Below are 22,197 nucleotides of genomic sequence, written 5' to 3' on the forward strand. Positions count from 1 at the left end.
CCTAGGGTTTGCGCGCGGCAGCCCGACCGATCGACGGCCGCTGCCCTTTGGGGCGGCCGGGGGTGCGGTTGGGATGCGACGGCTTGCCGGCCTTCTCGCCGGTGCCACTGCCACCCCGGTCTCCATCGACATAGGGATTCTTGCCGGCCTTGACGATCAGACGGATCGGCACACCCGGCAGGTCGAAGGCTTCTCGCAACCCGTTGACCAGATAGCGCTTGTAGCTCTCCGGCAAGTCAGACGCGCGCGAACACATCAACACGAAGGTTGGCGGACGGCCCTTGGTCTGGGTCATGTAGCGCGGCTTGATCCGGCGGCCATTGACGGCGGGCGGTGGATGACGCTCGGTCATCTCGTGCAGCCAGTCATTGAGATCACGCGTCTTGACCTTGGCGTCCCAGTTCTCATGCAGCTTGGCCAGGGTCGGCATGATCGCGTCGAGACCCTTTTTCTTCAGGGCCGACATTGGCAGCACGGGCGCACCGGTCATCTGCGGCAAAAGGCGTTCGAACTCGAGCCGGATTTCCTTGAGATAGGCTTCGCGATTGGGCACGAGGTCCATCTTGGACACGGCGATCGCGACGGCACGACCTTCCTTGTAAGCCATGTCGGCCAGGTGAAGGTCCTGTTTTTCCAGCGGATGCTCGGCATCCATCAGCAGCAACACCACTTCGGCGAATTTCACGGCGCGCAGCGTGTCGGCGGCGCTCATCCGCTCCAGCCGGTCGGCGACCTTGCCTCGCTTGCGCAGGCCGGCGGTGTCATGCAGCCGGACACGTCGCCCGTCCCAGACCCAGTCCACCGAGATGGCGTCTCGGGTGATGCCCGCCTCGGGACCGGTAATCAGGCGTTCCTCGCCGATCAGTGTGTTGATCAGGGTCGACTTGCCCGCATTCGGGCGACCGATGACCGCAATGCGCAGGGGCGGATCGCCATCATCCTTGCTGCCGCGCCGCGCTGCCTTGGCCATCGGACCAAGCGTGTGGACGACGGCATCATAAAGATCGCCAATCCCGGCGCCATGGGCAGCGGAAAAGGCAATCGGCTCGCCCATGCCCAGCTCGAAGGCGTCGATCAGGCCACTCTCCCCGGCCTTGCCCTCACACTTGTTGGCGAGCAGGAGAACCGGTTTGCCGGAGCGCCGGATCACGTCCGCAAACACCACATCCAGCGGCGTGACCCCGGCCCGCGCGTCGATCAGCAACAGGCAGAGATCGGCATCATGGATCGCCATTTCGGTCTGGGTGCGCATCTCCGCATCCAGCCCGTCTTTCTCGGAATCGTCGTATCCGGCGGTGTCTATCAACAGCAGGGGCAGATCGCCCAAGCGCCCACGCGCCTCTCGTCGGTCGCGGGTCACCCCCGGCCGGTCGTCGACAATGGCCAGCGGTTTTCCGGCCAATCGATTGAAAAGCGTCGATTTTCCCACATTGGGCCGTCCAACGACGGCGATGCGGGGCAAGTGAGCAGTCATGCGTTTGCGCCTAGCGTAGCGCGATCATCCGCGCATCATCGGTGACGACATATACGGTTTCATTGGCAATGACAGGGGGCACGAACACATCGCCCGGCAGATCACGCTCGGACATGATGCTGCCATCGAAGGCATTCAGCACGGTCATGTCACCCCGGCTGGAGGCGACAACCAGACGGCCGCCGGCCATGAGCGGACCCGTCCAGGCAAGACGGTTCTTGCGCTCGCGCGCATTCTCGAACAGCGGCAACTGGGTGATCCAGTAGACCTGACCGTCATGGCGGTTGATGCAGACGATCTCGGCTTCGCTGGTGGTGATGAACAGGAAATCACCGGCGACCCAGGGCGCATGCAGGCCACCGGCCGGCTGGCTCCACAGGCGTTCGCCGGTCCGCAGCGAGATCGCGGCCAGCAGACCGGAATGACTCATCGCATAGACGGTATTATCGACGACGACCGGGCTGCCGGCGACGTCATTGATCTCGGACATGGCGGTCAGGCCACCCGCGCGGGTCAGGCTGTCCTGCCAGATCGGGTTGCCGTTCTGGACCCGCAGCGCGATCAGCTCGCCCGAGGCAAAGGGGGCGACGACGATGTCGCCCAGCACGGCCGGGCTCGGCGCGGTCAGCAGACGGGCCGACTCGACGATACCCTGATAGGTCCACAGCACCTGGCCGCTATCCGTGTCGAGCGCCAGCAATTCATTGTCGTCACTGGACACGAACACCCGGCCGTCCGCGACGGTGGGCGATCCATGGAAGGGCACCAGCGTCGAGGAACGCCAGATCTCGTTGCCAGAAGCGGCATCGAGCGCGACGAAGAAGTTCAGGCCGGTGTGGACGTATAGACGTCCCCCATCAAAGGCGATGCCGCCGCCGAACGACATTCGGTCATAGCGCTGCGAGGCCTCGATGCGGTGACGCCAGACAACCGATCCGGTGTCGGCATTCATCGCGACCACCTCACCGCGCGCATCAATGGCGTAGACATTGTCGCCGGCCACGACCGGGCGGGCATTCAAACGGCGGTCATTGTCGGAACCATTGCCGAAACCCTCGCGCCAGGCGATGGCGAGCGGGCCGCTCGCCTGGGTGTGCTGGACGGCATTGGTCGGATAACCGCCCGGCTGCGGCCAGACCGTGTTGACATAGGCCGGCGGCAGGTCAACGACCCGCGGCTCGCCATCATTGTCCAGGTTCAGACCCTGTTCGAAATTGAGGATGGAAACGCGGCCATCGGTCGGCGCATCCCCGTTCAGCCGTTCAGAGTCGCTGTCATTGCCACGCCCGGGTATCATGTCGAGCGGGTTGGGGACGGACGAACAGGCCGCCAGCGGGGCAATCAGGGCCACACCGAGAAGAGTGCGGATACGCTTTACATCAATCATTGCCTGCATCCCCGGCATCGGTGGTTTCTTCTTCGGTGGCGGGATCGTCCGCGCCGTCTACAGGCGTTGCCGGCACAGCCCCGTCCGTCGATTCGTCTGCCGGTGCGTCATCAGCAACCGGTGCGGCCATCGCCGTGCGCTGGGCAATCAGCGCCAGCGCTTCCTGGGCGCGGCGCTGGACACCGGCCGGCGCATCGCTGGAGAAGGCCAGGAACTGGTACTGGGTCCGCGCCCGCTCATCATTGTCCGAGCGCAGGGCCGCGGCCGCGATCGTCTCGCGGGCGATATGACGATAAGGCGAGTCCGCGTTGACGAGACGGGTCAGACGCAGATCAATGTCCGAGAAGGACAGGCTGTCCCAGGACGCCCAGACGGCGCGGATCTCGGCCATGTCCCGCAAGACGGGGTCACTCGAACGCGCTGCAGCCTGCTCGAAAAACCCGGTCGCGGCGGCATTGTCGCCCTGTTCAAGCGCAATATTGCCGCGCTGGATCAAGGCTAGGGACACATAACCGGGGGTACCGGTCTCGGCGAGCGTTTCCAGCCCGGCCGCAGCCAGGGCCAGCTCTCCGGACTCCGAATGGGTCATGGCCGCAATAAACGCGTCGGACGCCGTCTGACGGCTTCCGGTCTGCCAGGCATCGAAGCTCTGCCAGGCCACGGATCCGGCGATCACCGCCAAGGCTGCACCCAAGGCCCAGGGGCCCCACTTGCGCAACAAATCCTGATACTTGTCCCGGCGAAGTTCTTCGTCGACTTCTTCAAAAATATCGACCACGTCGAAGCGGCTCCGTAATTCCAATCAATGTGCGGCGGACCCTAGCGTCACTGCCCCCCTGCGGCAACAGAGGTCAGCCGTCAGAACGCTTCATCGTGTAGACCTCGCGCTGCGAGGGAAAACTGCGGTCGCGGACTTCACGGGCGAATTGCGACACGGCAGCGTCCGTGCGTTCGGCCATATTGTCATAGCGCTTGACGAATTTCGGGGTCCAGTCGAACACGCCCAGCATGTCCTGGGTGACCAGGATCTGGCCGTCACAGGCAGCCGAAGCGCCGATGCCGATGGTGGGAACATCCACAGTTTCGGTGATCTCGCGCGCCAGGTCCTCGGCGACGCCCTCAATGACGATGGCAAAGGCACCGGCCTGCGCTGTCGCCAACGCTTCGTCGATGACGCGTTGACGCTCGGCCTGGGTCCGCCCCTTCGCCTTGAAGCCGCCATCCGCCAGCGCCGCCTGGGGACGCAGGCCGATATGGCCGATCACCGGGATCGAGCGGGCCGCCATGAAGCGGATCGTGTCGGCGGCATAGGTGCCGCTCTCGATCTTGATCGCCTGACAGCCCGTCTCGGCCATCACACGGGCGGCATTGGCAAAGGCCTGCTCGGGTGATTGCTCATAGCTGCCAAACGGCATGTCGACGGCAACGAGCGCCCGATTGGCGCCGCGCATCACCGCCTGTCCGTGCAGGATCATCATGTCCAGCGTCACACCGACCGTGCTGTCCAGCCCGTGCACCACCATGCCGACACTGTCGCCGACCAGCAGGAGGTCACAATGGGGATCCAGGATGCGGGCCATCGGCGCGTCATAGGCGGTCAGGCAGACAAGCGGCTCACCGCCCTTGCGGGCACGGATGTCCGGAGCAGTGATGCGGCGGCCCTTGGTCGGGGCCTTTGACTGGGCAGACATGGCAGATGGCCTTTGTAACGACAGCTGGCCGGATGTGGCGACCGGACCCTAGCCCAGCATGCTGCGCTGCAAAAGCCTCAGGCCAGACGGCGCGGCAGTACCATCGCGACCATGCCGACCGCGACGGCCATCGCAGCCGCGGCCATGACCTCCGGCCCCATCAGGAAGCCGACATTGGCGAGCAGGCCCTCGGCCGGCACCTGGATCTGCCCGAGGACGGATTCAAGCTGGGTCCCGGCAATCGCCGATCCGGTCGAGCCGGCACCGCCGAGCAGCAGGATCCGCTTGCGATCCGGATTGGCCAATTGCTTGACCACACGTTGCGAGAACTTCTCGGCCTCGGTTTCCGTTTCCAGCGGCTCGGATGCCTGGGCGAAGGCGGCCTTGAGCCGTGCATCGAATGCATCATCCATGGTCATGACACCATTACCTCCGCGTCCGTGAAGAACGCCTGCAACTTGGCCCGGCCGCGATTGACGTGCGACTTGACCGTTCCCAGCGGCATGTCGGTCGCCTCTGCGGCTTCCGAATGCGACATGCCGCATGAATAACACAACACCACCGCGATCCGCTCGTCTTCCTTCAATGTGGCAAGCCCTCGATCGAGATCAACCACATTGCCCATGTCACGGGGGGCTTCGCTCTCTTCGACACCGGCCTTGAACTTTTCCAGCACCCGCTCTGTGGCCTTGCGCTTGCGCGCCGACATCAGGAATTGGGTGTAGGCGATCGAGCACAGCCAGGATTTGAAGCTGCCCGTGCCCTTGAAGCTGCCGATCTTCTCATAGGCCCGAATGAAAGCGTCCTGAGCCAGATCATCAGCGAGGGCATGGTTGCGGCACATGCGATTCAGCATGCCGCGAACCAGACCCTGGTGGCGCCGGACCAGCTCCCCGAAGGCCGCCGGGTTTTTCGTGGCGACCACCAGGGCTGTGAGTTCTTCGTCCGACGCCTTCATCAGCCCGCTCCGATTACTCGGAGCCCTCTTTCTTGCGTCCCATCAGGCCGAAGCCGACGAGAACCAGACCGATAAAGCCCGGGAACGCGGCGATAGCGGGCATGATGTACATGGCTTCGTCGTCGCCTTCGACCGCTCCTATGGTCCAGCCCAGCACCACAAGGGCGGCAGCCACAGCGATCAGGATCAGTCCTGATTTGAGGTCGCTATTGCTGTCCTTGCGCGGCATGCCCAAAGCGCGGATCGTGTCCGGGTCCATGGTCTGGCCCGCCTGTATAGCGGTTTCGATTGTACTCAGCGTGGATTTCCGTTTCTGGGTACTGGCATTCACCGCAACCCAGACAATGCCCAACACCATGACGAACGGTGCCAGCGATACCAACATGACCGTAAGGTCCATGATCTTTCTCCTGCGTATGGCCCGGGTGCTCCGTGCACCGGCTTTGACCATGAGATGCGGCGAGCATCAAAATTGGATGCAAGCCTTAGCCGACCACCGAGATGCCGAACAAATAACCGTGTAAATTCAGAATGATAAGCGCTGCTATCAAACCCAGCACAATGGCGGTCAAGTCACCACCCCAGCCTTTCACGACAGGCGGCGGCGTCTCGCGGAGGCAGGCGGCGATGAAGGTGACCAGCGACCAGACGAAGAAACTGCCGAACAGAAGAACCGCAGACGCCTCGGCATTGGCGAGCAGGTGCGCGCCGGACCAGACCACAACACCCGCCAGCATCGGATGGCGCACCCAGCGGCGGATATGGCCGGGCGCATAGGCGGAGGTGAGCAGGATGATTCCCACTGGGACGGCGAAAAGAGCGGCCTGGTGGCCCCAGTCCGGTGTTGTCCAGATCGATGGGGTCGGATGGGCAATGACCTTGCCGTAAATGATCAGGCCGAAGCCGATCAGCGAGATAGCCGTATAACCCAACTTGTAAGGCGCCGCCCCGAGACGGACCTGCAGCGTGTCGCGCAGACCCGGCACAAGACGCAGGCAATGAACGCCCAGAAACAGGATCAGTCCCACAGACAATAGCAGCATGAACGCCTCCCCGAAGCTGCGGCCGACTATAGGCGATTCACCGGCATGTCGTGGATGAAAACCGAACGCCGCGCGCGGCAGCTGCCATCAGAACAGGCGCAAGCGTGGCAGCCGGATCGTCCGGGTCACCCAGCCATGCCCGAGAAAGGCGATCCCGCCACCGATCGCGATGATCTGCAAGACACCGGACATCTCCTGCCCCAGCGTCTCGGCAATGATTTGCAAGGCCGGTGAGACCAAGGCCAGGCCGAGCACCAGCAGGCAGCCCGCGACCAGGCGCAAGACCAATTCAATACGCAGACGCCTGCGAGCGACGCGCTCCATGACGCCGGTGCGAAACGCCCGGTCACCGGCCGGCACAGTTTCGGCGGCGAAGAAGTCAGCAAGCGGATCAGTCTTGTCCATCATCGACTCCCAAAATCCCGGCGAGACGGGCCCGCCCTCGCAATACGTGTGATTTTACCGTCCCCAGCGGCATTTCCAAGACTTTTGAGGCGTCGCCATGCGACCAGCCTTCGCCCAGGCAGAGCGACACCGCCGCTCGCTGGTCGGTCGGCAGCTGGGCCAGTGCCTGACGCAGGGCGATGGCGCGCTCCGTTTGCGGGGTCTCGCTGTTGGGACGCATGGCCTGCCAGTCATGATCACGCTGGCGGGACCGGGCCATGGTCCGCGCCTGGCCCTTGGCCTTGCGCCAGGCGATCGAGAACAGCCAGGTCTTCAGCCGCTCCGGTTCGCGCAATCTTCGCAGTTCGGTCCAGCCAGCCAGGAATACTTCCTGGGCCAGGTCATCGGCATCCGCATCATAGGGGCTCAACCGGCGCAGGAAGGCGCGGATCGCCCCCTGATACCGGTCGACGATCCGCGCGAAGGCCGCATCATTGCCCGAGCGGGCCGCCGCGACGAGCGCCGCGTCCGTCGGTTGCGAGCTCATCGATCAGCCTACTTCTTGCCCTTGAAAAAGGACGACACAAGGAAGGCAAATGACAGGACGGCGAAGATCATCGCGACAAAATAGGCAACTTCGCCCATTCCGATCAGACCACTGTAACCCTCATAGGCGAACACTGCGGAGAAACCGGCAAACAGGATCACCAGGAAGGCATTGCTGCCCGTACCATAGTTCGAGCTGTCACCGCGCGACCCTTGGTCCAGATCCGACCAGTCCGGCCGCCCATCATCGGAGTCATCGAGTTTGGCGATCAGGTCGGCTGGCGGTTCCTTGCCGGCCGCCGCATAGGTCTTCAACAGGTCGATCTTGGCCTGGGTGCGCTTGTAACGCATGAAACTGCCCCAGCCTGCCGCGATAAAGAACGCCAGGGGAAAAAGCAGCCACCAATAGCTCCGAAAAAGGTCATCCATCCGATCACTCTCCTGTTCCTCGCCCCTGGATGCACCGGCATGCAGCGGGCCTTTGCTCCTGTGTCGCCGCCGTGAGGCGGTTTGGATGCGACGGTCGAAGAAAATTTTCAGGATCGATGTGAAACGGATTGCCCCGGCCTGTCCAGACCGGGGCAATCCGACGACTCGGCGCCGCAAAAAGGGGCGGCTATGCCCTATCTTTCAAACGGGTTGGCCAGGAAATCCGGCAAGTCGATCACGATCTGCCCGCTGGCAACCGGCTCACCCCGCATGAAGGCATGCATGGCGTCACCGACTTCCGGCGTGGTCATGAAGAGATTGTGTCCGGCGTTGACGACAACGACCTGCGTGACAGCACTGAGCCCCGCAACGGCCTCACGCTGGCTTTGCGGATAAGTCCGCCCGTCGAGCGTTCCGGTCAGCAGGAGCAGCGGGGTATCCCCGCCCGGCCCGCGGCGGAAATCGGAACCCAGATCCAGGCCGGGAACCGCGCCGGCCAATTGCGGCATGGGAAAGTTGAGATAGGCCCCCAACAGGGACGTTTGCGCCTGCCGGGCAACGAGCGCCAGCCGATCCGGGTCAATTCCGGAGGCCAGGTCCATCGCCGTCGGCATGGCGTTCATCGAGATCGTTTCGCCGGGCTGCCAGAAATACTGCAGCAATGCGATCGGGACCTGCGTGTCGCCCCGCTCCACTCCGGCGTACAGCGCCAGCATCAGGCCGGCATTGGTCGGATCCGCGATCAGGCCGGAGGCAAATTGCTGCATGTGATGGCGTTGCAGCAGGAAGGGCAGGTTCGTCCCGTCTTGCTGCGGCACCTCCATCAGGATCGGTTCCGCCTCCAGCTGGGCATGAACGCGGCGCATCAGGCCAGCGATGTCGGGATAGAGGGCGGCCGCCGCCGGCTGGGTATTCACCGCGTCCTGCAGCCGGGCGACAAAGGCGTCGGTCCGGGCCGGCAGCTTGACCGTCTGGTCGAGACCTTCGGCACTGGCAATGATAACCCGGTCTATCTGTTCAGGTATGTCGTTCAGCGCTGCCAGGGCCAGATGGCTGCCATAGGAAATACCCCATAGCGACATCTGTTCGGCTCCCAGGTAGGCCCGAAGGTCGGACAGGTCGGCAACGCTTTCCCGCGTGGTATAACCCAGCACGTCGACACCCTCGCCCTGCCAGAAGGCGAGACATTCATGGAGGGCGGCTCGCTGGCTGGCCACAAGATCGGCATCTGTTACCCGAACGCTGTCATCGCTGGCCTGGCGGCTGATGCAACGCGGCGGGCGTTGCGATTGTCCGGTCCCACGCTGGTCAAAGGCAATCACGTCGCCATGCTGGCGCATCGCCATGAACAGCGGGAAGCGTCGCCCCTGCGCGGTACCGGAGCCCGAGCCGCCGGGCCCGCCTGCGAGATAGACAATGGGCGGCCCCGACGTGTCACCCGTCGCCGGAAAGCGCACATAGCTTATGGTGATCATCCGGCTGTCCGGGTCGGCACGGTTCTCCGGCACCTGGAATTCGCCGCGAAAGGCATCCGCGGTCTCGCCGCTCTGGGCGGTAAAGACGATACCCGTCTCATGGGTCGGCTGGGCCGCCAGGCCGGCGGCTGGTACCGACGCGAGCAGCGCGCCCGCCAGCAAGCCCGCCCGGGTCAAATCAAGTCCTGTCATCGATCATGCTCCACTGCGTCATGCCCCCCGGCACACTCACAGCAAAGCCCGTCAATCCGGTCCGATCACCCGACAATCGACCGGCGGCAGTCCCGAACCGTCAAACGGCGGGACGGTGGCCGGGACAACCGCTAGTCTCGCCAACATGACCGTTCACCGCTTCCTCTTGCACCTCTTCGCCCAAGGCGTGGCCGTCTTGCTGGTCTTGTGCGGCCTTGGAGCCGACGCGTCCGGCCAGGCAGCAACCCATGTTGCCATCGAGGATGTGCGCGTCTGCCCGGCCAGCAATGCCGACACCGCGCCACCGGACTATGGCGCCGCGACCTGTCGCAGCGTTCCCATCCAGGACCTCGACCCGCAAGGCACCCATATCTGGGCCCGATTCCGCCTTCCACTGGCGGCGGACAATCTGCGCGGTGACGGACCGTTCGGCCTGATGGTGATGGGCAAGATGTCCAGCGAGGTTTTCATCAATGGCAATCCCGTCGGCACCAATGGCCGCCCCGGTGACGATCGTCGTTCTGAAATCGCCGGGCGGATCGATACCAGCCTGTTTGTGCCCCACACCCTGGTGCAGCCCGGGGACAACATCATCGATATCCGCATGTCGTCGCATCGTGGCTGGCTGAACCTTGTGTCACCGGTCCACGCGATCTGGTTCGGCCGCTATCAGGACCCGACCCGGATCATCACTGCAGCCTATTGGCCCAGCCTGATCACATTTGGCGTTTTCCTGGTCGGCCTGGTTTTCTTCGGCGTCACGGCCTGGCGCAATGAAGACCGGTCCACCTCGTCGCTGCTGGCCGCCGCGGCCCTGTTTGCCGGCACGGAATTGCTGGTCGAAACCGCGCGCGGCCTGGTCGCCTACCCCTACCCCTTCCACGACGTCCGCCTGATCCTGATCACGCTGTGTGCGGCCGGGTTCGGCCTCTGCATCCTCGCCTACCTGCTCGAGCGGATGACGACTCTGGGCTGGCGATCGAGACTGGTCCGGATTGCCATCGTCCTGGTGGTCTTGATACCGGTGGTGATCATCATGCCGGGTTTCGACGGCAAGACAGTCGGCGTGCTGACCAGCTGCGCTGTGGCCGGCCTCGCGTGGTCGGTCGCCTGGGCCAAACAGGGACGCCGAGGCGCACGGGCCTTGCTGGGGGCATTCGCCGTCTTCTTGCTGGCGCTGTTCTATATCGGCTCACACTTTCTGGACGTGGGATACTTCTACGCTGCCGCAGGGGTGCTGGCTTTCGCCATGTACCAGCAAGCCCAGTCGCTGGTCGCCGAGCGCCGTCAGCGGCGGCTCGAAGCCCGCCGCGCCCTGAAGCTGGAAACCGCCCTCGACCAGGCCCGGCAGAAGTCTGCTCCGGCCCAGATCCAGCTCGTGAGCGCCGGCAGGGTCGACTATGTCTCGACCGACAGGATCGTCCAGCTCAAGGCCGCCGGTGATTATGTCGAGCTGCATTTCGAGGATGGTCGCACGTCACTGTATACCGGCACGCTGGCCGGGCTGGAAAACGAACTGCCACCCGCCTTCCTGCGGGTCCATCGCTCGCATGTCGTCAACACGCTGTTCGTCTCGGCGCTGGAGCGCGAGGCGAGCGGTACAGGTGAGCTTGTGCTGTCGAATGGCTGCCGGGTGCCGGTCAGCCGCCGAATCATGCCGTCCGTCCGATCCGCCCTGGCCGAACAGGGTGCGGCTCAATAGTGCGGCGGCTTGGTTACCTCGGGACCGGGGGCTGCGGCTTCGAGTGCCTCGAGCCGTGTCAGCATGACATTGACCCGGCGGGTCAGCCGGTCGAGTTCTTCGCGCTGATCCAGGATAACGGCATTGAGATCATCGACGGCCTTGTCCTGATGGGCGGCATGGGCCTCGACTTCATCGAGACGGGCCTGGAGCGTATCGATCATGGCATATCCTTCCGTTGAGGGGATGGTGGCCGCAAACTAGCCCATTTCCGTGCCTTGTCGCCCGGCGCATTCAGCCCCCATAATTTGGTCTGGAAACAAGGAGCTGGCCATGCGCACGATTTACGATTTCACTGCCACCGACATCGGCGGCAAGCCTGTTTCACTGGGTGACTATCGAGGCAAGGTGCTGCTGGTGGTCAACACAGCCAGCAAGTGCGGTTTCACACCACAATACGAGGGATTGGAAACGCTGCACGAGGCGCTGGCCGGCAAGGGGCTCTCGGTCCTCGGCTTTCCCTGCAACCAGTTCGGCAAACAGGAGCCCGGCGACGCCGCCGAGATCGCGAACTTCTGCAAGCTCACCTATGACGTGACGTTTCCGATGTTCGACAAGATCGAGGTCAACGGACCCGCGACGCACCCGCTCTACGCCTGGCTTAAGAAAGAGGCCAAGGGTTTGATGGGGACAACATCAATCAAATGGAATTTCACGAAATTCCTGGTCGATCGCGACGGTATGGTGGTCCGGCGGTTTGGTCCGGGCGACAAGCCGGAGGCCATACGCGGCGCGATCGAGGCCCTGCTCTAACCGCTGATCGATTTTGGCTTGCGGGCCCGCGGCTTTTTCGGCGCCACCGGCTTGGCTGGCGCGGCCGCGGCCTTGGCTTCCATGGCAAGGCGGGCCTGGCGCAGCTTGCGGATCTTGGCCTGACGCTCGTCGGTTTCCTTGTCCAGCTTGGTGCGGACCATCGCATCGGTAATCTCGGCCCGCGTTTTGGGGGCCACCGGGGTCACTTTCAAAAGGTCACTGTAGACGGGTTCGCTCATGGGCATGTCTCCTTGGCGCAAACATTACGACAAATGGGCCGGAAAAACAAAAAGGCCGGGCGATTGCCCGGCCTTTCTGATTGCCGGTCCGGGGCGCGGCAATGCGGCCCCTGGACTGACTGTATGGCTTAGACAGCCTGAAGGTTCTCGGCAGCGTTCTTGCCCGAACGCTTGTCCTGAACGACTTCGAAGGACAGCTTCTGGCCTTCGGTGATCGTGGTCATGCCCGAACGCTCAACGGCAGAGATGTGAACGAACACGTCCGTGGAGCCGTCTTCCGGTTGAATGAAGCCAAAACCTTTGGTGGTGTTGAAGAATTTTACGGTACCAGTAGCCATGACGATTTCCTTTCAATCAGTCACGTAGAAGTGGGCCTGCCCGACCGCGTGCCGGAAAGTACCCGTGTGTCGAAATTTGAAAGGGAAGAGCGTCAGCGGGGCGAAAACGCCCCCAGAAGATTCGGCATTCAAGATCGAGTGAGCGCTATATGGCGTGCGATTGTGTCTTTTGCAAGGTAATTCGGTTTGGGGGGTGCGTCTTCTATTCCCCAAGCTTGGCGCGCAGAGACCCGCGCACTCCCAGAACCCCACCCCCATTTCCCCCGCAAGCGCGCCAGCGCGATCCGGGATTTACGGGAAACTCAGCGCTTCAAGGCGCGCTCGGTCGGTCCCGGGTCTTCGCCCGGGAAAAATGGGATGCGGGATTGGGGGGGCTGGTGCTTGCTGCCCTGCTGACGCGCCGGGCGCGGTTTGCGATGTGCAGGAGCCCCTACTCCCACTCAATCGTCCCCGGCGGCTTGCTGGTCACATCATAGACCACACGGTTCACCCCGCGCACTTCATTGATGATGCGCGTGGCGACGCGGCTGAGGAAGTCGTGCTCATAGGGGTAGTAGTCCGCCGTCATGCCGTCGACGCTGGTCACGGCCCGCAGGGCGAGGACGGCGTCATAGGTGCGTTCATCGCCCATCACGCCCACAGTATTCACCGGCAGCAGGACCGAGAAGGCCTGCCAGATCTCGTCATAGAGACCCGCCTTCTTGATCTCCTCGATATAGATCGCATCGGCCTTGCGCAGGATGTCGGCCTTCTCCTTGGAGACGGCGCCGGGAATGCGGATCGCCAGGCCTGGTCCCGGGAAGGGGTGGCGGCCGACAAAGGCGTCCGGCAGGCCGAGCTCGCGGCCAAGCGCGCGGACCTCGTCCTTGAACAGTTCGCGCAATGGCTCGACCAGCTGCATCTTCATGCGGGCCGGCAGACCGCCGACATTGTGGTGCGACTTGATGGTGACCGAGGGTCCGCCATCAAAGCTGACGCTCTCGATCACATCGGGATAAAGCGTGCCCTGGGCGAGGAAATCGGCGCCGCCGGCCTCCTTGGCCTTCTCGTCGAAGACATCGATGAACAGGCTGCCGATGATCTTGCGCTTCTTTTCCGGGTCATCGACGCCCTCCAGGGCGGTGAGGAACAGGTCCTCGGCCTCGGCGTGGACGAGCGGGATGTTGTAGTGCTCGCGGAACAGGGTGACGACCTCGTCGGCCTCGCCCTGGCGCATCAGGCCGGTATCGACGAAGACACAGACCAGCTGGTCGCCGATGGCCTCGTGCAGCAGCACGGCTGCGACCGAGCTGTCGACACCGCCGGACAGGCCACACAATACGCGCTTGTCGCCAACCTGCTCGCGGATCTTGGCGATCGCCTCATCCTTGAAATTGGCCATCGACCAGTCACCGGTGAGACCGGCGATCTGGTGGGTGAAATTGTGCAAGAGGGCTGCACCGCGCGGCGTGTGCACGACTTCCGGATGGAATTGCACGCCGTAGAAGCGACGCGCTTCATCGGCGATCGCGGCGAAGGGCGCATTGCCCGAGGTCGCGATGACCGTGAAACCCTCCGGCAACGCCGCGACACGGTCGCCATGGCTCATCCAGACGCGCTCTTCATGACCGACCGGACCGAAACCGGCAAACAGCGGGCTGTCTTCAACCAGCTTGATGTCGGCTCGACCGAATTCACGTTCTTCGGAGGCTTCGACCCGACCGCCCAGCTGGGCGCACATGGTCTGCTCGCCGTAACAAATGCCCAGCACCGGAATGTTGCGGGTGAAGACCGAGGCATCGGCGCGGGGGGAATTGTCCCAATGGGTGGAGTGCGGTGAGCCCGACAGGATGATCGCCTTGGGGTCATAGGCATCGATAAAGGCCTTGTCGGCGCGGTTATAGGGGTGGATCTCGCAGAACACCCCGCTTTCGCGGACACGGCGGGCGATGAGCTGGGTCACCTGGCTGCCGAAATCGATGATGAGGAGTTTGTCGTGTTGATCGGTCATGGGCGTTCCCACCTGCACGCGCAGGTGTCCCGGAGGTCAGATTGTAGGGAGATGGCAGAAACATCTGTCAGCATGTGGCCCGATAGCGCGGTTCAGCCCGCTTGACCAGTCCCGCACCGCCCCAGACCTGCGCTTTGACCGGTTTTGCGGGAAATTCCGCGTCCGAGGCTTGTCGCCGGGCCGCGGCGGGCGCAAGTCTGGGATCAACCAAACCGGGGAGCTCCGACATGCGCCTGCTGATGACAGCCCTTCTCGCCAGCCTTGCTGCCGCCTGTTCGCAACCCGCCGCGCCGGGTCCGTGGCAACTGGATGAGGACCGGTCCACGCTCGCTTTCGTTTCCATCAAATCCGGAGACATTGCCGAGGCTCACAGGTTTTCAGATCTGGCCGGCACGGTCATGCCGGACGGCGAGGCCGAGCTGGTCATCGGCCTGGCATCGGTCGAGACCGGTATCGATATCCGCAATGAGAGAATGCGCGAACACCTGTTTGAAACGGGCCGCTTCGACAGCGCCCGGGTGACCACAACGCTGGACCTCGCCGCCTTCGCCGATCTCGGCCCTGGCGAACGCCACACCCTCATGCTCGATGCCATCTTGAACCTGCACGGCGTGGCGATGAGGATCGAGGCCGAGGTGACAGTTACCGATATCGATGGACAGACCGTGCTGGTTGAGAGCCACGCACCGGTGCTCATTCATGCCGCCGACCACGATCTCACGGACGGCCTGGCCACCCTGCAGGATCTGGCCGGTCTGCCCTCGATCACACCGGTTGTTCCGGTCACATTCTCGCTTGTTTTCACCCGCAACTGATCATCGGACTTGGCGCGAACCGTGACCACAGGCCACTCTTGGCGCTTGTGCGTCGGCTCCCTGGTGGTCGGCAGTCACGACCGGAGAGTTGATGCCAAACGCCCGCCCCCACGCCGAGATTGTTGAAGTACAATACCTGCGGGCCATCGCAGTGATGATGGTGGTGGTCGGCCATTTGCACCAGGCCGGCATCCGCTTCATGGATACCGATATTCTTGGTCCGGCCGGATATCTGGGTTTTGCCGGTGTCGACGTCTTCTTTGTCATATCCGGCTTCATCATCCATACGCTCTACCGCACGGCGACGAAGCCCACCGCCAGCTATGCACTCAAGCGACTGAACCGGATCTTCCCGCTGTACTGGCTGTTCACCGGCCTGTCCCTGCTCGGCTATGTCGTGTTCGGGGACACCCTGTCACGGGATCTGGATCAGCTGGACTGGCTGGCCAGCCTTACCCTGCTGCCAACCGGCCAACCGCCGCTGCTCCTGGTTGGCTGGACTCTGACCCACGAGCTCTACTTTTACCTCGTCTATGGGCTGGCCCTGTTCCTGCCGCCCCGCCTGCGGCTCGTCGCTGCCGCGTTGTGGGCCACGCTAACTGTTCTGGCGATGACCGGACTGGTCGAGACAAATTCGCCGTCGAGCGCTCTTGCCCTGAGCGGTTTCAACCTGCAATTCCTCGCCGGAATAGTGCTGGCAGAGTTTCGGGACCGCCTGCCCGGACTACGCTGGCCAGCGCTGGCGGCGCTGGCGACCGGATCCGGAATCGCACTGGCCTGGACCATCCGGCAGGGCCTCGACGGGATGGCAGCCGCGGATGTGCGGGTCGCCGCCTTTTTTGTCCTGGCAGTCGGCCTGGTCTGGACTGTCCTGGCCTGGCAACCACGCTGGCCGTCTCTGGTCACTTCGATCGGCGACTGGTCCTACGCCATCTATCTGGGACACCTGCTGGCAATCGGGGTACTCGCCCGCTTGCTCGCGGCCGGCCTGCCAGACGGCATGGTAGGCACACTGGTCCTGTACGTGACCGGTCTCGCCGCAAGCGTCCTTCTCGGCCTGGTTGTCCATCGCTTTATCGAGACACCCCAGCTGAATGCGGGAAAGCAGTGGATTCGCCGCCATTTCAGCCGGTCCGGCCGGTAATCCAGCCCCTGACCGGCCGGTTTTCCGCCAATCTAACAGCGCCATTAAAAATCCGTAATTAGTTGAAATAATGTAACTTATAGCGTCGACGCCTGCCTGCTACCTGAGTCCGGAACCCCAAGTCGGATCGGTCATGCAATACGCAGTCGGAAAATCACCCATCTTCATTGGCGGCGCCCCGAGATCCGGCACCACCCTGCTGCGCGCCATGGTCAATGCCAGCCGCAATATCGTCTGCGGACCGGAGATGCGGGTCATTCCGGCCCTGTGTCATCTCGCCGAACAGATTGATGCCGGGCCGACGGACTCACTGGAACACTGCTATGGTCTCGACCGCGAGGCCTTGAACGCGCAATTCGCCCGCGCGATCGACCGGATGCTGGCACCGCTGCACGCCCGGACCGGGGCCCGGGTGGCGGAAAAAACGCCCGCCAACATCCTCCACTTCAATCGCCTGCGTCAGATCTTTCCCGACAGCCCGCTGATCGCCATCATCCGTGACGGGCGCGATGTGGTCGCCTCCCTTTTGTCCATGGACTGGACCGACGCGAAGTCCGGCCAGCCCATGGCAATCACCCGGGACGCTGAAGCGGCGGCTCGGCTGTGGTGCGCCAGCATCGAGGCCGGCTGGCGCATGCGGGCGGACCCGAACTATTTCGAACTTCGCTATGAAGCTCTCGTGGCAGACACAGCCGGCACCATCTCGGCATTGTTCGATGCGCTTGGTGAGGGTGATGACGCGAAGGCCCGTGCGCTGGACCATGCAACCGCATTCGACAACCGGCAGGGCATGGCGGAGTCCAGCGCCGACCGTGTCGCCGGTCCGGTCGACCGGCAGGCCATCGGTCGCTGGAAGACTGACCTTGCCCCCGCACAGATCGGGACCGTGATGCGCGTGGCCGGGCGACATCTTGAACAGCTCGGCTATGTCTGAGGGCGATGTCGCAGGCGGCCCGGTTGACGGAGAGGGCCTCGTCTTTGCCGGCGGCTGTCCGCGTTCCGGTCTGACCCTGCTGCGTCGCCTGCTCGAGCCGCACCGCCATATCCACTGCGGGCCGGACACCGGCCTGCCGCCCTCGGTCGCCATGCAATGGCAGAATTTCGCCCGTGAACTGGGGCCATTGCACGCGCAGGATTTCGATCTGGGCGCAGAGGACATGCGGCGCACCATGGCCGATCTGCTGACCGGCATGATCGGTGCCCCGCTGGATCAACCGTCCATCAAGGTGCTGGTCGAAAAGACCTCCCTCAATGTGGTGGCCTTTGATCCACTGGGACGTCTTCTGCCAGAAGCCCGCTTCATCCACGTCGTGCGCGATGGCCGCGACGTCGCAAATTCCCTGCTCGCCCGCGACTGGCGCGACCCGCAGGGGTGCCCCTTCCCCCATGTCAGCAACACGGGCGCAGCGCTGAAATACTGGACCGATCTGACCGGTATCGGCCTCGCCGCCGAACGCCGCCTCGCCGGTCGCATCATCCGGATCCGCTATGAAGACCTGGCGACCCGGCCCAAGGCGACCATTACGGATCTGATGGCCTTCCTCGGCCTGAAATTCGAGCCGGCCCAGCTGCACTACGCGACGCGGAGCATCGAGCTGCACGGGCTGGAGCTGGACAGCCTGCCCCTGATCAACCAGCCCCTGACCCGCCGCCGGGTCGGCGCGGGCGCGGGACTGGACGGGCAGGTCACAGCGCCGACGCGGCAAAGGCTGGCCGAGCTGGGATACGGGGCGCCGACCGGCACCAAACGGCGAGGCATTGGCGCACGGTGATCGGGAAGGCTCGGGACGCAGACTGCGACCACAACGCCGCTTGCCGCCAATCCGGGCGCGGGACAGAGTGCCGGCATGCTGGTCTATCTGTTCACCGCCGCCCTGTTCACGCTGATCTTCACCCGCGAGGTCATCGCGCCGGCGTCCGGCGCGTCCTGTGACAAGCGCTGGCGGATTTTCGCGGGCAGCCTCAACCTCGCCAACCTGGCTGTCGTCCTCGCCGCCGGCTGGTTGTTCAGTGGCTGGATCGGACGACATGCGCTCCTGCCCCTGCCCGACAGCGTCCCGGTACTGGTCCAGAGCCTGATTGTCTTCCTCGCCGCCAGCCTGCTGGCCTATGGCTGGCACCGGCTGACCCATGCCTCCGACACGCTCTGGCGCTGTGTTCACCAGCTCCATCACAGCCCGTCACGGATCGAGGCGCTGACGGCCTTCTACGTCCACCCGATCGACAGCTTCCTCGCCACCCTGCTCAACGCGGTGGTGGCGTATTGGGTATTCAGCGCCAGCCCGCTCACAGCCGCCCTCGTGCTTGCCTATGTCTCGATCTTCAACCTGATCGCCCACGCCGACCAAACAACGCCCTGGTGGCTCGGCTTTTTCCTGCAGCGCCCGGAAATGCACCGCCTCCACCATGAGCGAAACAGCCACCGCTCGAATTACGGTCTGCCGCTGTGGGACATGGTGTTTGGAACCTGGCGCAATCCGCGCCTAGGCACTGTGGAATGCGGCTTTGCGGCCGACCGCGAGTTCAAGGTGCGCGAGATGTTGCTGATGAAGGATGTGGGGGGATGAGTGTGCCGACTACTCCGCGGCCACGGGCTGCGGCTTTCGGATGCCGATGAAGCGGTCGCCCAGACGCGCCGCCATTTTGTCCGCGAGGCGTGAGGTTCTTGTCGCCTTGCCGATCACGCGTGTTCGTCCTTGGGCATCGGTGACCCACACGCGCATGAATATCTCGGAGATGCCCGCCTGCCGGATATCGTTCCAGGCCAGCTGGATGTCCGCGCCGGGCCATCGCCGCGCCGCGAGGATGTCATCCGACCACCGGATCTCTGATCGGGTCAGATAGAGCAGAGCGCCCGTCAGCAAAAAGCCCAGTGCCAGAATGGCAAGGCCCGCAGCGAACCCCTCCTGGCTCTTCACCCCAGCCGGACCAATGACAACATTGAGGAGGACGCTATTGAGCAACAAAAAGCCCACCGAAACCAGGATCGGGAAAGCTTCGACGAACCGATACCCCGGATGGCGGCGGCTCCGGTCTGCCCGATGCCGCCCGTACAGGCCGGCATACAAGCCGCAGACCAGGATCATCACCGTCAAATAGCTGGCCAGTTCAACCATCACCCGGCACCCCGTTCCTTGCGACACCCGGATTGAACATCCAACGGGCAGAGGTGGACAGCAACCCAAAAGTCACGAAGCCGCGGCCGGCGCAGCGATCTCCAATAATCGCTTGTCAGCCAGCGGGCCGGAATCGGCGAACTCCCGGCGAGCGGTTTATGGTGGGGCATGCGCGATTGCGCATGCGGGTCTAGCTGCGTCAGCCCACGCTTCGCGTGACGTCCAGTTCACCGCTCGCCTGCAAGCGGTCATAGAGCGCCCAGGGCGCCAGATCGAAACCGTTCGGCCAGGTTGGCGCCCCTTCCTCCAGGAAGACGCGCGCGAAATAGGACGGATCGGACAGAGGCGCGGTCAGGGCCGTCGCTGTCTCGATCTCACGCGACAGGTCGATCTCGCCGCGTGCGCCATCGGAGAAGATGAGTGCCAGACGGGTCGCACCAGCGACCTCGACAGATCGGATTGTCACCAACGGCCTACTCATCATCCAGTCCCGGAATGCGCTCCAAGGGCTCCAGCGTTTCACAGCGGTCCCAATTCAAAAGAATACGCGAGCGATGGATCATGATCCACTCCTGAACCAGTCGCAGCGCGCGCGACGCCAAGCTGCCGCGCAACACCTTGCCAGTCTCGATGGAGATCAGGGCCGTCTGTCCCTGATAGGCCGCATGTATGTGCGGCGGCGGATGATCGCCAAAGTACATCCGGATCGTGATGCCGAAGAAGACGGAGACGATAGGCATGCCAAAGGCTAGCCCGTGACGCCCTCAGCCGTCTGTGCGCTCCATCACGCAGATATAGAACCCGTCCGTATCGGTCCGGCCCGGCGAGAGCTGGAGGGCGCCATGTTCGGCGATGCAGGGCTCAAGCACTGCTTCGGCGCCTTCTCCCAGTCCACCGGACTGGATCAGCGCGTCCATCACCGGCACCGGCTTGAAGCCCTCGACCTTGTCGAGGAAGGCATTGACCCGGTCGCCGTTTTCTTCCGGCAGGACCGAGCAGGTGATGTAGACAAGGCGGCCGCCCGGCTTCACATAGCGATGAGCGCGCTCCAGCACGATGTCCTGCTCTTTCATGCGACGCTCGAGGGCGGCGGGCTTGAGACGCCATTTGGCGTCCGGACGACGGCGCCAGGTGCCGGTTCCGGTGCAGGGCGCGTCGCAGAAGACGACATCCATCTTCTCAACAAATTCGCCCAAGGCCTTGTCTTCACTGTCGTCATGGACCTGAACATTGCGCACATCAGCGCGCTTGAGGCGCGGCCAGATGGCGCGCAGGCGGCGCCAGTCAATATCCCAGGCGTGGACCTGTCCGGTGTTATGCAGAAGGGCCGACAGGGCCAGCGTCTTGCCACCGGCCCCGGCACAATAGTCCAGGATCTGCTCGCCGGCACGGGCGCCCGAGGCCAGGGCGGCCAGCTGGGAGCCGATATCCTGCACCTCGACCCAGCCCTTGCCATAGGCGGGAATGCTCTCGGCAGCGGCTGACTTGCCGCGCGGGTCACGCTGCGGGATCCGAATACCCGAGCGCACCAAGGGGCTATTTTCAGCCGCTTTCAGTTTTGACGATACCTCTTTGAAAGCACGGTCGAAATCGACTTTGGCTTCATTCACCCTGAGATCAACCGGTGCCCGCGATGAGAGCTTGCGACCCTCTTCGGCGGCGGCCTCGCCAAAGGCCCGGACCAGGCTCTTTTCCAGCCATTCCGGTACATCGCCGCGAATGTGCAGCGGCGCATCGGAAATGTCCCGGGCAAGGCCTTCGCGCTCGGCCTCGGTGAGGGCTTCAGGCGCGTGGTCATCGCCCTCGAACATGGCGTCGATGGCATCGGCCTCGACACCCCAGACCCGCCCGACCGTACCGATGGCCAGCGTGCGAGGCGCATCGCCGTCCATCGCGTAGGCGGTCGAGGACTGGTGACGCAGCGCGTCGAGCACCAGCCCGCCGATCCAGGCGCGATCGCCCGAGCCGGCAAAGCGGTGCGCCTTGCCCCAATCGCGCACGGCGTCCTTCACGGGCTGGTGCTGGGTCTGGAGGGTCTCGAGAATCTCGATGGCCGCGGCTATGCGTGCGCCGTCTCTCATGTCGGATATCCGTCTTGCAGGGGCGCACAAGGGCGCGAATGGATCAGGGTCTGGCGCCGGTATAGCACGCCGCCAGCTGGGCGCAGATGAGCCGCGGGCTGGTGTAGATGCGACGCCCCTGAATGACAGCCTCCGGCTCGACATGGGCCATCGTGTCATCGGCCAGCACGAGGGTCGGGGCATTCTGGTTGTCGGCGTCAAGCAGGTCGACAATCGGTGCCCGCGGGCGGGCATGATCGACGCGCACCACCGTCAGGGCTTCAAGCCAGTGCGGATTGACCTTCAGCGCGCCTTCCATCGTGCAGCAATCAATGCACAGGCGCAGACCGCCCTCACCGTCATCCCAGGCACCGGTCAAGAGAAAGAGGACATCCTTGCCGGTCTCGATCATCGGCTGCTCC

At 63.7% G+C, this 22,197-nt stretch carries 28 protein-coding genes; 7 read left to right on the forward strand and 21 right to left on the reverse strand.

Annotated features, from left to right (window positions below):
• Position 1 precedes the first annotated feature (1 nt).
• The 12 genes from der to VOI18_RS14720 form a co-directional block, all read right to left on the reverse strand.
• Positions 2 to 1,474, reverse strand: coding sequence for a ribosome biogenesis GTPase Der (gene der, locus VOI18_RS14665; protein ID WP_011643143.1), 1,473 nt, complete (start codon positions 1,472 to 1,474; stop codon positions 2 to 4).
• Between the two features lie 10 nt (positions 1,475 to 1,484).
• A complete protein-coding gene (locus VOI18_RS14670) occupies positions 1,485 to 2,861 on the reverse strand; it encodes a PQQ-binding-like beta-propeller repeat protein (RefSeq protein WP_323763166.1) in 1,377 nt (458 codons plus the stop codon).
• Complete coding sequence (locus tag VOI18_RS14675) at positions 2,854 to 3,639, reverse strand: tetratricopeptide repeat protein (protein ID WP_323763167.1); 786 nt, start codon at positions 3,637 to 3,639, stop codon at positions 2,854 to 2,856. The genes VOI18_RS14670 and VOI18_RS14675 overlap by 8 nt, the downstream gene beginning before the upstream one ends.
• A gap of 73 nt (positions 3,640 to 3,712) precedes the next feature.
• The gene (gene panB, locus VOI18_RS14680; protein WP_323763168.1) at positions 3,713 to 4,552 is read right to left on the reverse strand and encodes a 3-methyl-2-oxobutanoate hydroxymethyltransferase; all 840 of its coding nucleotides are present in this window, start codon (positions 4,550 to 4,552) and stop codon (positions 3,713 to 3,715) included.
• Between the two features lie 77 nt (positions 4,553 to 4,629).
• Complete coding sequence (locus VOI18_RS14685; RefSeq protein ID WP_323763169.1) at positions 4,630 to 4,971, reverse strand: hypothetical protein; 342 nt, start codon at positions 4,969 to 4,971, stop codon at positions 4,630 to 4,632.
• Complete coding sequence (locus tag VOI18_RS14690) at positions 4,968 to 5,510, reverse strand: RNA polymerase sigma factor (RefSeq protein WP_323763170.1); 543 nt, start codon at positions 5,508 to 5,510, stop codon at positions 4,968 to 4,970. The genes VOI18_RS14685 and VOI18_RS14690 overlap by 4 nt, the downstream gene beginning before the upstream one ends.
• Positions 5,511 to 5,523: 13 nt before the next feature.
• Entirely contained in the window at positions 5,524 to 5,910 is a 387-nt protein-coding gene (locus VOI18_RS14695) for a DUF6249 domain-containing protein (RefSeq protein ID WP_323763171.1), read from the reverse strand.
• An 85-nt stretch (positions 5,911 to 5,995) separates the two neighbouring features.
• Positions 5,996 to 6,553, reverse strand: a complete 558-nt coding sequence (locus VOI18_RS14700; RefSeq protein WP_323763172.1) for an NnrU family protein — start codon at positions 6,551 to 6,553, stop codon at positions 5,996 to 5,998.
• Positions 6,554 to 6,640: 87 nt separating this feature from the next.
• Positions 6,641 to 6,958: a hypothetical protein gene (locus VOI18_RS14705; protein ID WP_323763173.1), complete on the reverse strand. Its 318-nt coding sequence runs from the start codon at positions 6,956 to 6,958 to the stop codon at positions 6,641 to 6,643.
• Positions 6,945 to 7,484 (reverse strand): RNA polymerase sigma factor, encoded by a 540-nt coding sequence (locus VOI18_RS14710; protein WP_323763174.1) that lies wholly within the window; start codon positions 7,482 to 7,484, stop codon positions 6,945 to 6,947. Before VOI18_RS14710 ends, VOI18_RS14705 begins: the two co-directional genes overlap by 14 nt.
• A gap of 8 nt (positions 7,485 to 7,492) precedes the next feature.
• Complete coding sequence (locus VOI18_RS14715; RefSeq protein ID WP_323763175.1) at positions 7,493 to 7,912, reverse strand: hypothetical protein; 420 nt, start codon at positions 7,910 to 7,912, stop codon at positions 7,493 to 7,495.
• Between the two features lie 194 nt (positions 7,913 to 8,106).
• The gene (locus VOI18_RS14720) at positions 8,107 to 9,579 is read right to left on the reverse strand and encodes an alpha/beta fold hydrolase (protein ID WP_323763176.1); all 1,473 of its coding nucleotides are present in this window, start codon (positions 9,577 to 9,579) and stop codon (positions 8,107 to 8,109) included.
• A 145-nt stretch (positions 9,580 to 9,724) separates the two neighbouring features.
• Here VOI18_RS14720 and VOI18_RS14725 point away from each other — a divergent pair, with 145 nt between their 5' ends.
• Positions 9,725 to 11,281: a LytTR family DNA-binding domain-containing protein gene (locus VOI18_RS14725; protein WP_323763177.1), complete on the forward strand. Its 1,557-nt coding sequence runs from the start codon at positions 9,725 to 9,727 to the stop codon at positions 11,279 to 11,281.
• Here the strand turns inward: VOI18_RS14725 and VOI18_RS14730 are convergent.
• A complete protein-coding gene (locus tag VOI18_RS14730) occupies positions 11,275 to 11,484 on the reverse strand; it encodes a SlyX family protein (protein ID WP_011643130.1) in 210 nt (69 codons plus the stop codon). The genes VOI18_RS14725 and VOI18_RS14730 overlap by 7 nt on opposite strands.
• 109 nt (positions 11,485 to 11,593) lie before the next feature.
• Between VOI18_RS14730 and VOI18_RS14735 the strand changes: the two genes are divergently transcribed.
• The gene (locus VOI18_RS14735; protein ID WP_323763178.1) at positions 11,594 to 12,073 is read left to right on the forward strand and encodes a glutathione peroxidase; all 480 of its coding nucleotides are present in this window, start codon (positions 11,594 to 11,596) and stop codon (positions 12,071 to 12,073) included.
• On the opposite strand, the gene VOI18_RS14740 is transcribed toward VOI18_RS14735, so the two are convergent.
• The 3 genes from VOI18_RS14740 to guaA form a co-directional block, all read right to left on the reverse strand.
• Positions 12,070 to 12,312, reverse strand: a complete 243-nt coding sequence (locus VOI18_RS14740) for a hypothetical protein (protein ID WP_323763179.1) — start codon at positions 12,310 to 12,312, stop codon at positions 12,070 to 12,072. The two genes, VOI18_RS14735 and VOI18_RS14740, sit on opposite strands and share 4 nt — an antisense overlap.
• Positions 12,313 to 12,440: 128 nt before the next feature.
• A complete protein-coding gene (locus tag VOI18_RS14745; RefSeq protein ID WP_011643125.1) occupies positions 12,441 to 12,650 on the reverse strand; it encodes a cold-shock protein in 210 nt (69 codons plus the stop codon).
• A 430-nt stretch (positions 12,651 to 13,080) separates the two neighbouring features.
• Positions 13,081 to 14,640, reverse strand: a complete 1,560-nt coding sequence (gene guaA, locus VOI18_RS14750) for a glutamine-hydrolyzing GMP synthase (RefSeq protein WP_323763180.1) — start codon at positions 14,638 to 14,640, stop codon at positions 13,081 to 13,083.
• A 227-nt stretch (positions 14,641 to 14,867) separates the two neighbouring features.
• Between guaA and VOI18_RS14755 the strand changes: the two genes are divergently transcribed.
• The 5 genes from VOI18_RS14755 (at position 14,868) to VOI18_RS14775 (ending at position 19,166) form a co-directional block, all read left to right on the forward strand.
• Positions 14,868 to 15,455 (forward strand): YceI family protein, encoded by a 588-nt coding sequence (locus VOI18_RS14755; protein ID WP_323763181.1) that lies wholly within the window; start codon positions 14,868 to 14,870, stop codon positions 15,453 to 15,455.
• Between the two features lie 91 nt (positions 15,456 to 15,546).
• Entirely contained in the window at positions 15,547 to 16,599 is a 1,053-nt protein-coding gene (locus VOI18_RS14760) for an acyltransferase (protein WP_323763182.1), read from the forward strand.
• 133 nt (positions 16,600 to 16,732) lie between these two features.
• A complete protein-coding gene (locus VOI18_RS14765) occupies positions 16,733 to 17,533 on the forward strand; it encodes a sulfotransferase (RefSeq protein ID WP_323763183.1) in 801 nt (266 codons plus the stop codon).
• On the forward strand, positions 17,526 to 18,371 hold the full coding sequence (locus tag VOI18_RS14770; protein WP_323763184.1) for a sulfotransferase: 846 nt from the start codon (positions 17,526 to 17,528) through the stop codon (positions 18,369 to 18,371). The genes VOI18_RS14765 and VOI18_RS14770 overlap by 8 nt, the downstream gene beginning before the upstream one ends.
• A gap of 75 nt (positions 18,372 to 18,446) precedes the next feature.
• Entirely contained in the window at positions 18,447 to 19,166 is a 720-nt protein-coding gene (locus tag VOI18_RS14775; protein WP_323763185.1) for a sterol desaturase family protein, read from the forward strand.
• Between the two features lie 9 nt (positions 19,167 to 19,175).
• Here the strand turns inward: VOI18_RS14775 and VOI18_RS14780 are convergent, their stop codons facing one another.
• From VOI18_RS14780 to VOI18_RS14800, 5 genes are all read right to left on the reverse strand, one after another.
• Positions 19,176 to 19,715, reverse strand: a complete 540-nt coding sequence (locus tag VOI18_RS14780; protein ID WP_323763186.1) for a hypothetical protein — start codon at positions 19,713 to 19,715, stop codon at positions 19,176 to 19,178.
• Positions 19,716 to 19,914: 199 nt separating this feature from the next.
• The gene (locus VOI18_RS14785) at positions 19,915 to 20,181 is read right to left on the reverse strand and encodes a DUF2442 domain-containing protein (protein ID WP_323763187.1); all 267 of its coding nucleotides are present in this window, start codon (positions 20,179 to 20,181) and stop codon (positions 19,915 to 19,917) included.
• A gap of 7 nt (positions 20,182 to 20,188) precedes the next feature.
• Positions 20,189 to 20,455 carry a DUF4160 domain-containing protein gene (locus VOI18_RS14790; RefSeq protein WP_323763188.1) on the reverse strand — a complete coding sequence of 89 codons (267 nt, stop codon included), beginning with the start codon at positions 20,453 to 20,455 and terminating at the stop codon, positions 20,189 to 20,191.
• 24 nt (positions 20,456 to 20,479) lie between these two features.
• Entirely contained in the window at positions 20,480 to 21,796 is a 1,317-nt protein-coding gene (locus tag VOI18_RS14795; RefSeq protein WP_323763189.1) for an RsmB/NOP family class I SAM-dependent RNA methyltransferase, read from the reverse strand.
• 43 nt (positions 21,797 to 21,839) lie between these two features.
• Complete coding sequence (locus tag VOI18_RS14800; protein WP_323763190.1) at positions 21,840 to 22,187, reverse strand: DUF3088 family protein; 348 nt, start codon at positions 22,185 to 22,187, stop codon at positions 21,840 to 21,842.
• Between the last annotated feature and the right edge of the window lie 10 nt (positions 22,188 to 22,197).

Origin of the sequence: Maricaulis sp., assembly GCF_034670125.1 — a bacterium.
Taxonomy (GTDB): domain Bacteria; phylum Pseudomonadota; class Alphaproteobacteria; order Caulobacterales; family Maricaulaceae; genus Maricaulis.

Excerpts from the sequence above, each read along its gene's own strand:
- der (WP_011643143.1), bottom strand. The coding sequence starts at position 1,474 with ATGACTGCTCACTTGCCCCGCATCGCCGTCGTTGGACGGCCCAATGTG.
- VOI18_RS14670 (WP_323763166.1), bottom strand. The coding sequence starts at position 2,861 with ATGATTGATGTAAAGCGTATCCGCACTCTTCTCGGTGTGGCCCTGATT.
- panB (WP_323763168.1), bottom strand. The coding sequence starts at position 4,552 with ATGTCTGCCCAGTCAAAGGCCCCGACCAAGGGCCGCCGCATCACTGCT.
- VOI18_RS14685 (WP_323763169.1), bottom strand. The coding sequence starts at position 4,971 with ATGACCATGGATGATGCATTCGATGCACGGCTCAAGGCCGCCTTCGCC.
- VOI18_RS14690 (WP_323763170.1), bottom strand. The coding sequence starts at position 5,510 with ATGAAGGCGTCGGACGAAGAACTCACAGCCCTGGTGGTCGCCACGAAA.
- VOI18_RS14695 (WP_323763171.1), bottom strand. The coding sequence starts at position 5,910 with ATGGACCTTACGGTCATGTTGGTATCGCTGGCACCGTTCGTCATGGTG.
- VOI18_RS14700 (WP_323763172.1), bottom strand. The coding sequence starts at position 6,553 with ATGCTGCTATTGTCTGTGGGACTGATCCTGTTTCTGGGCGTTCATTGC.
- VOI18_RS14705 (WP_323763173.1), bottom strand. The coding sequence starts at position 6,958 with ATGGACAAGACTGATCCGCTTGCTGACTTCTTCGCCGCCGAAACTGTG.
- VOI18_RS14710 (WP_323763174.1), bottom strand. The coding sequence starts at position 7,484 with ATGAGCTCGCAACCGACGGACGCGGCGCTCGTCGCGGCGGCCCGCTCG.
- VOI18_RS14715 (WP_323763175.1), bottom strand. The coding sequence starts at position 7,912 with ATGGATGACCTTTTTCGGAGCTATTGGTGGCTGCTTTTTCCCCTGGCG.
- VOI18_RS14720 (WP_323763176.1), bottom strand. The coding sequence starts at position 9,579 with ATGACAGGACTTGATTTGACCCGGGCGGGCTTGCTGGCGGGCGCGCTG.
- VOI18_RS14725 (WP_323763177.1), top strand. The coding sequence starts at position 9,725 with ATGACCGTTCACCGCTTCCTCTTGCACCTCTTCGCCCAAGGCGTGGCC.
- VOI18_RS14730 (WP_011643130.1), bottom strand. The coding sequence starts at position 11,484 with ATGATCGATACGCTCCAGGCCCGTCTCGATGAAGTCGAGGCCCATGCC.
- VOI18_RS14735 (WP_323763178.1), top strand. The coding sequence starts at position 11,594 with ATGCGCACGATTTACGATTTCACTGCCACCGACATCGGCGGCAAGCCT.
- VOI18_RS14740 (WP_323763179.1), bottom strand. The coding sequence starts at position 12,312 with ATGAGCGAACCCGTCTACAGTGACCTTTTGAAAGTGACCCCGGTGGCC.
- VOI18_RS14745 (WP_011643125.1), bottom strand. The coding sequence starts at position 12,650 with ATGGCTACTGGTACCGTAAAATTCTTCAACACCACCAAAGGTTTTGGC.
- guaA (WP_323763180.1), bottom strand. The coding sequence starts at position 14,640 with ATGACCGATCAACACGACAAACTCCTCATCATCGATTTCGGCAGCCAG.
- VOI18_RS14755 (WP_323763181.1), top strand. The coding sequence starts at position 14,868 with ATGCGCCTGCTGATGACAGCCCTTCTCGCCAGCCTTGCTGCCGCCTGT.
- VOI18_RS14760 (WP_323763182.1), top strand. The coding sequence starts at position 15,547 with ATGCCAAACGCCCGCCCCCACGCCGAGATTGTTGAAGTACAATACCTG.
- VOI18_RS14765 (WP_323763183.1), top strand. The coding sequence starts at position 16,733 with ATGCAATACGCAGTCGGAAAATCACCCATCTTCATTGGCGGCGCCCCG.
- VOI18_RS14770 (WP_323763184.1), top strand. The coding sequence starts at position 17,526 with ATGTCTGAGGGCGATGTCGCAGGCGGCCCGGTTGACGGAGAGGGCCTC.
- VOI18_RS14775 (WP_323763185.1), top strand. The coding sequence starts at position 18,447 with ATGCTGGTCTATCTGTTCACCGCCGCCCTGTTCACGCTGATCTTCACC.
- VOI18_RS14780 (WP_323763186.1), bottom strand. The coding sequence starts at position 19,715 with ATGGTTGAACTGGCCAGCTATTTGACGGTGATGATCCTGGTCTGCGGC.
- VOI18_RS14790 (WP_323763188.1), bottom strand. The coding sequence starts at position 20,455 with ATGCCTATCGTCTCCGTCTTCTTCGGCATCACGATCCGGATGTACTTT.
- VOI18_RS14795 (WP_323763189.1), bottom strand. The coding sequence starts at position 21,796 with ATGAGAGACGGCGCACGCATAGCCGCGGCCATCGAGATTCTCGAGACC.
- VOI18_RS14800 (WP_323763190.1), bottom strand. The coding sequence starts at position 22,187 with ATGATCGAGACCGGCAAGGATGTCCTCTTTCTCTTGACCGGTGCCTGG.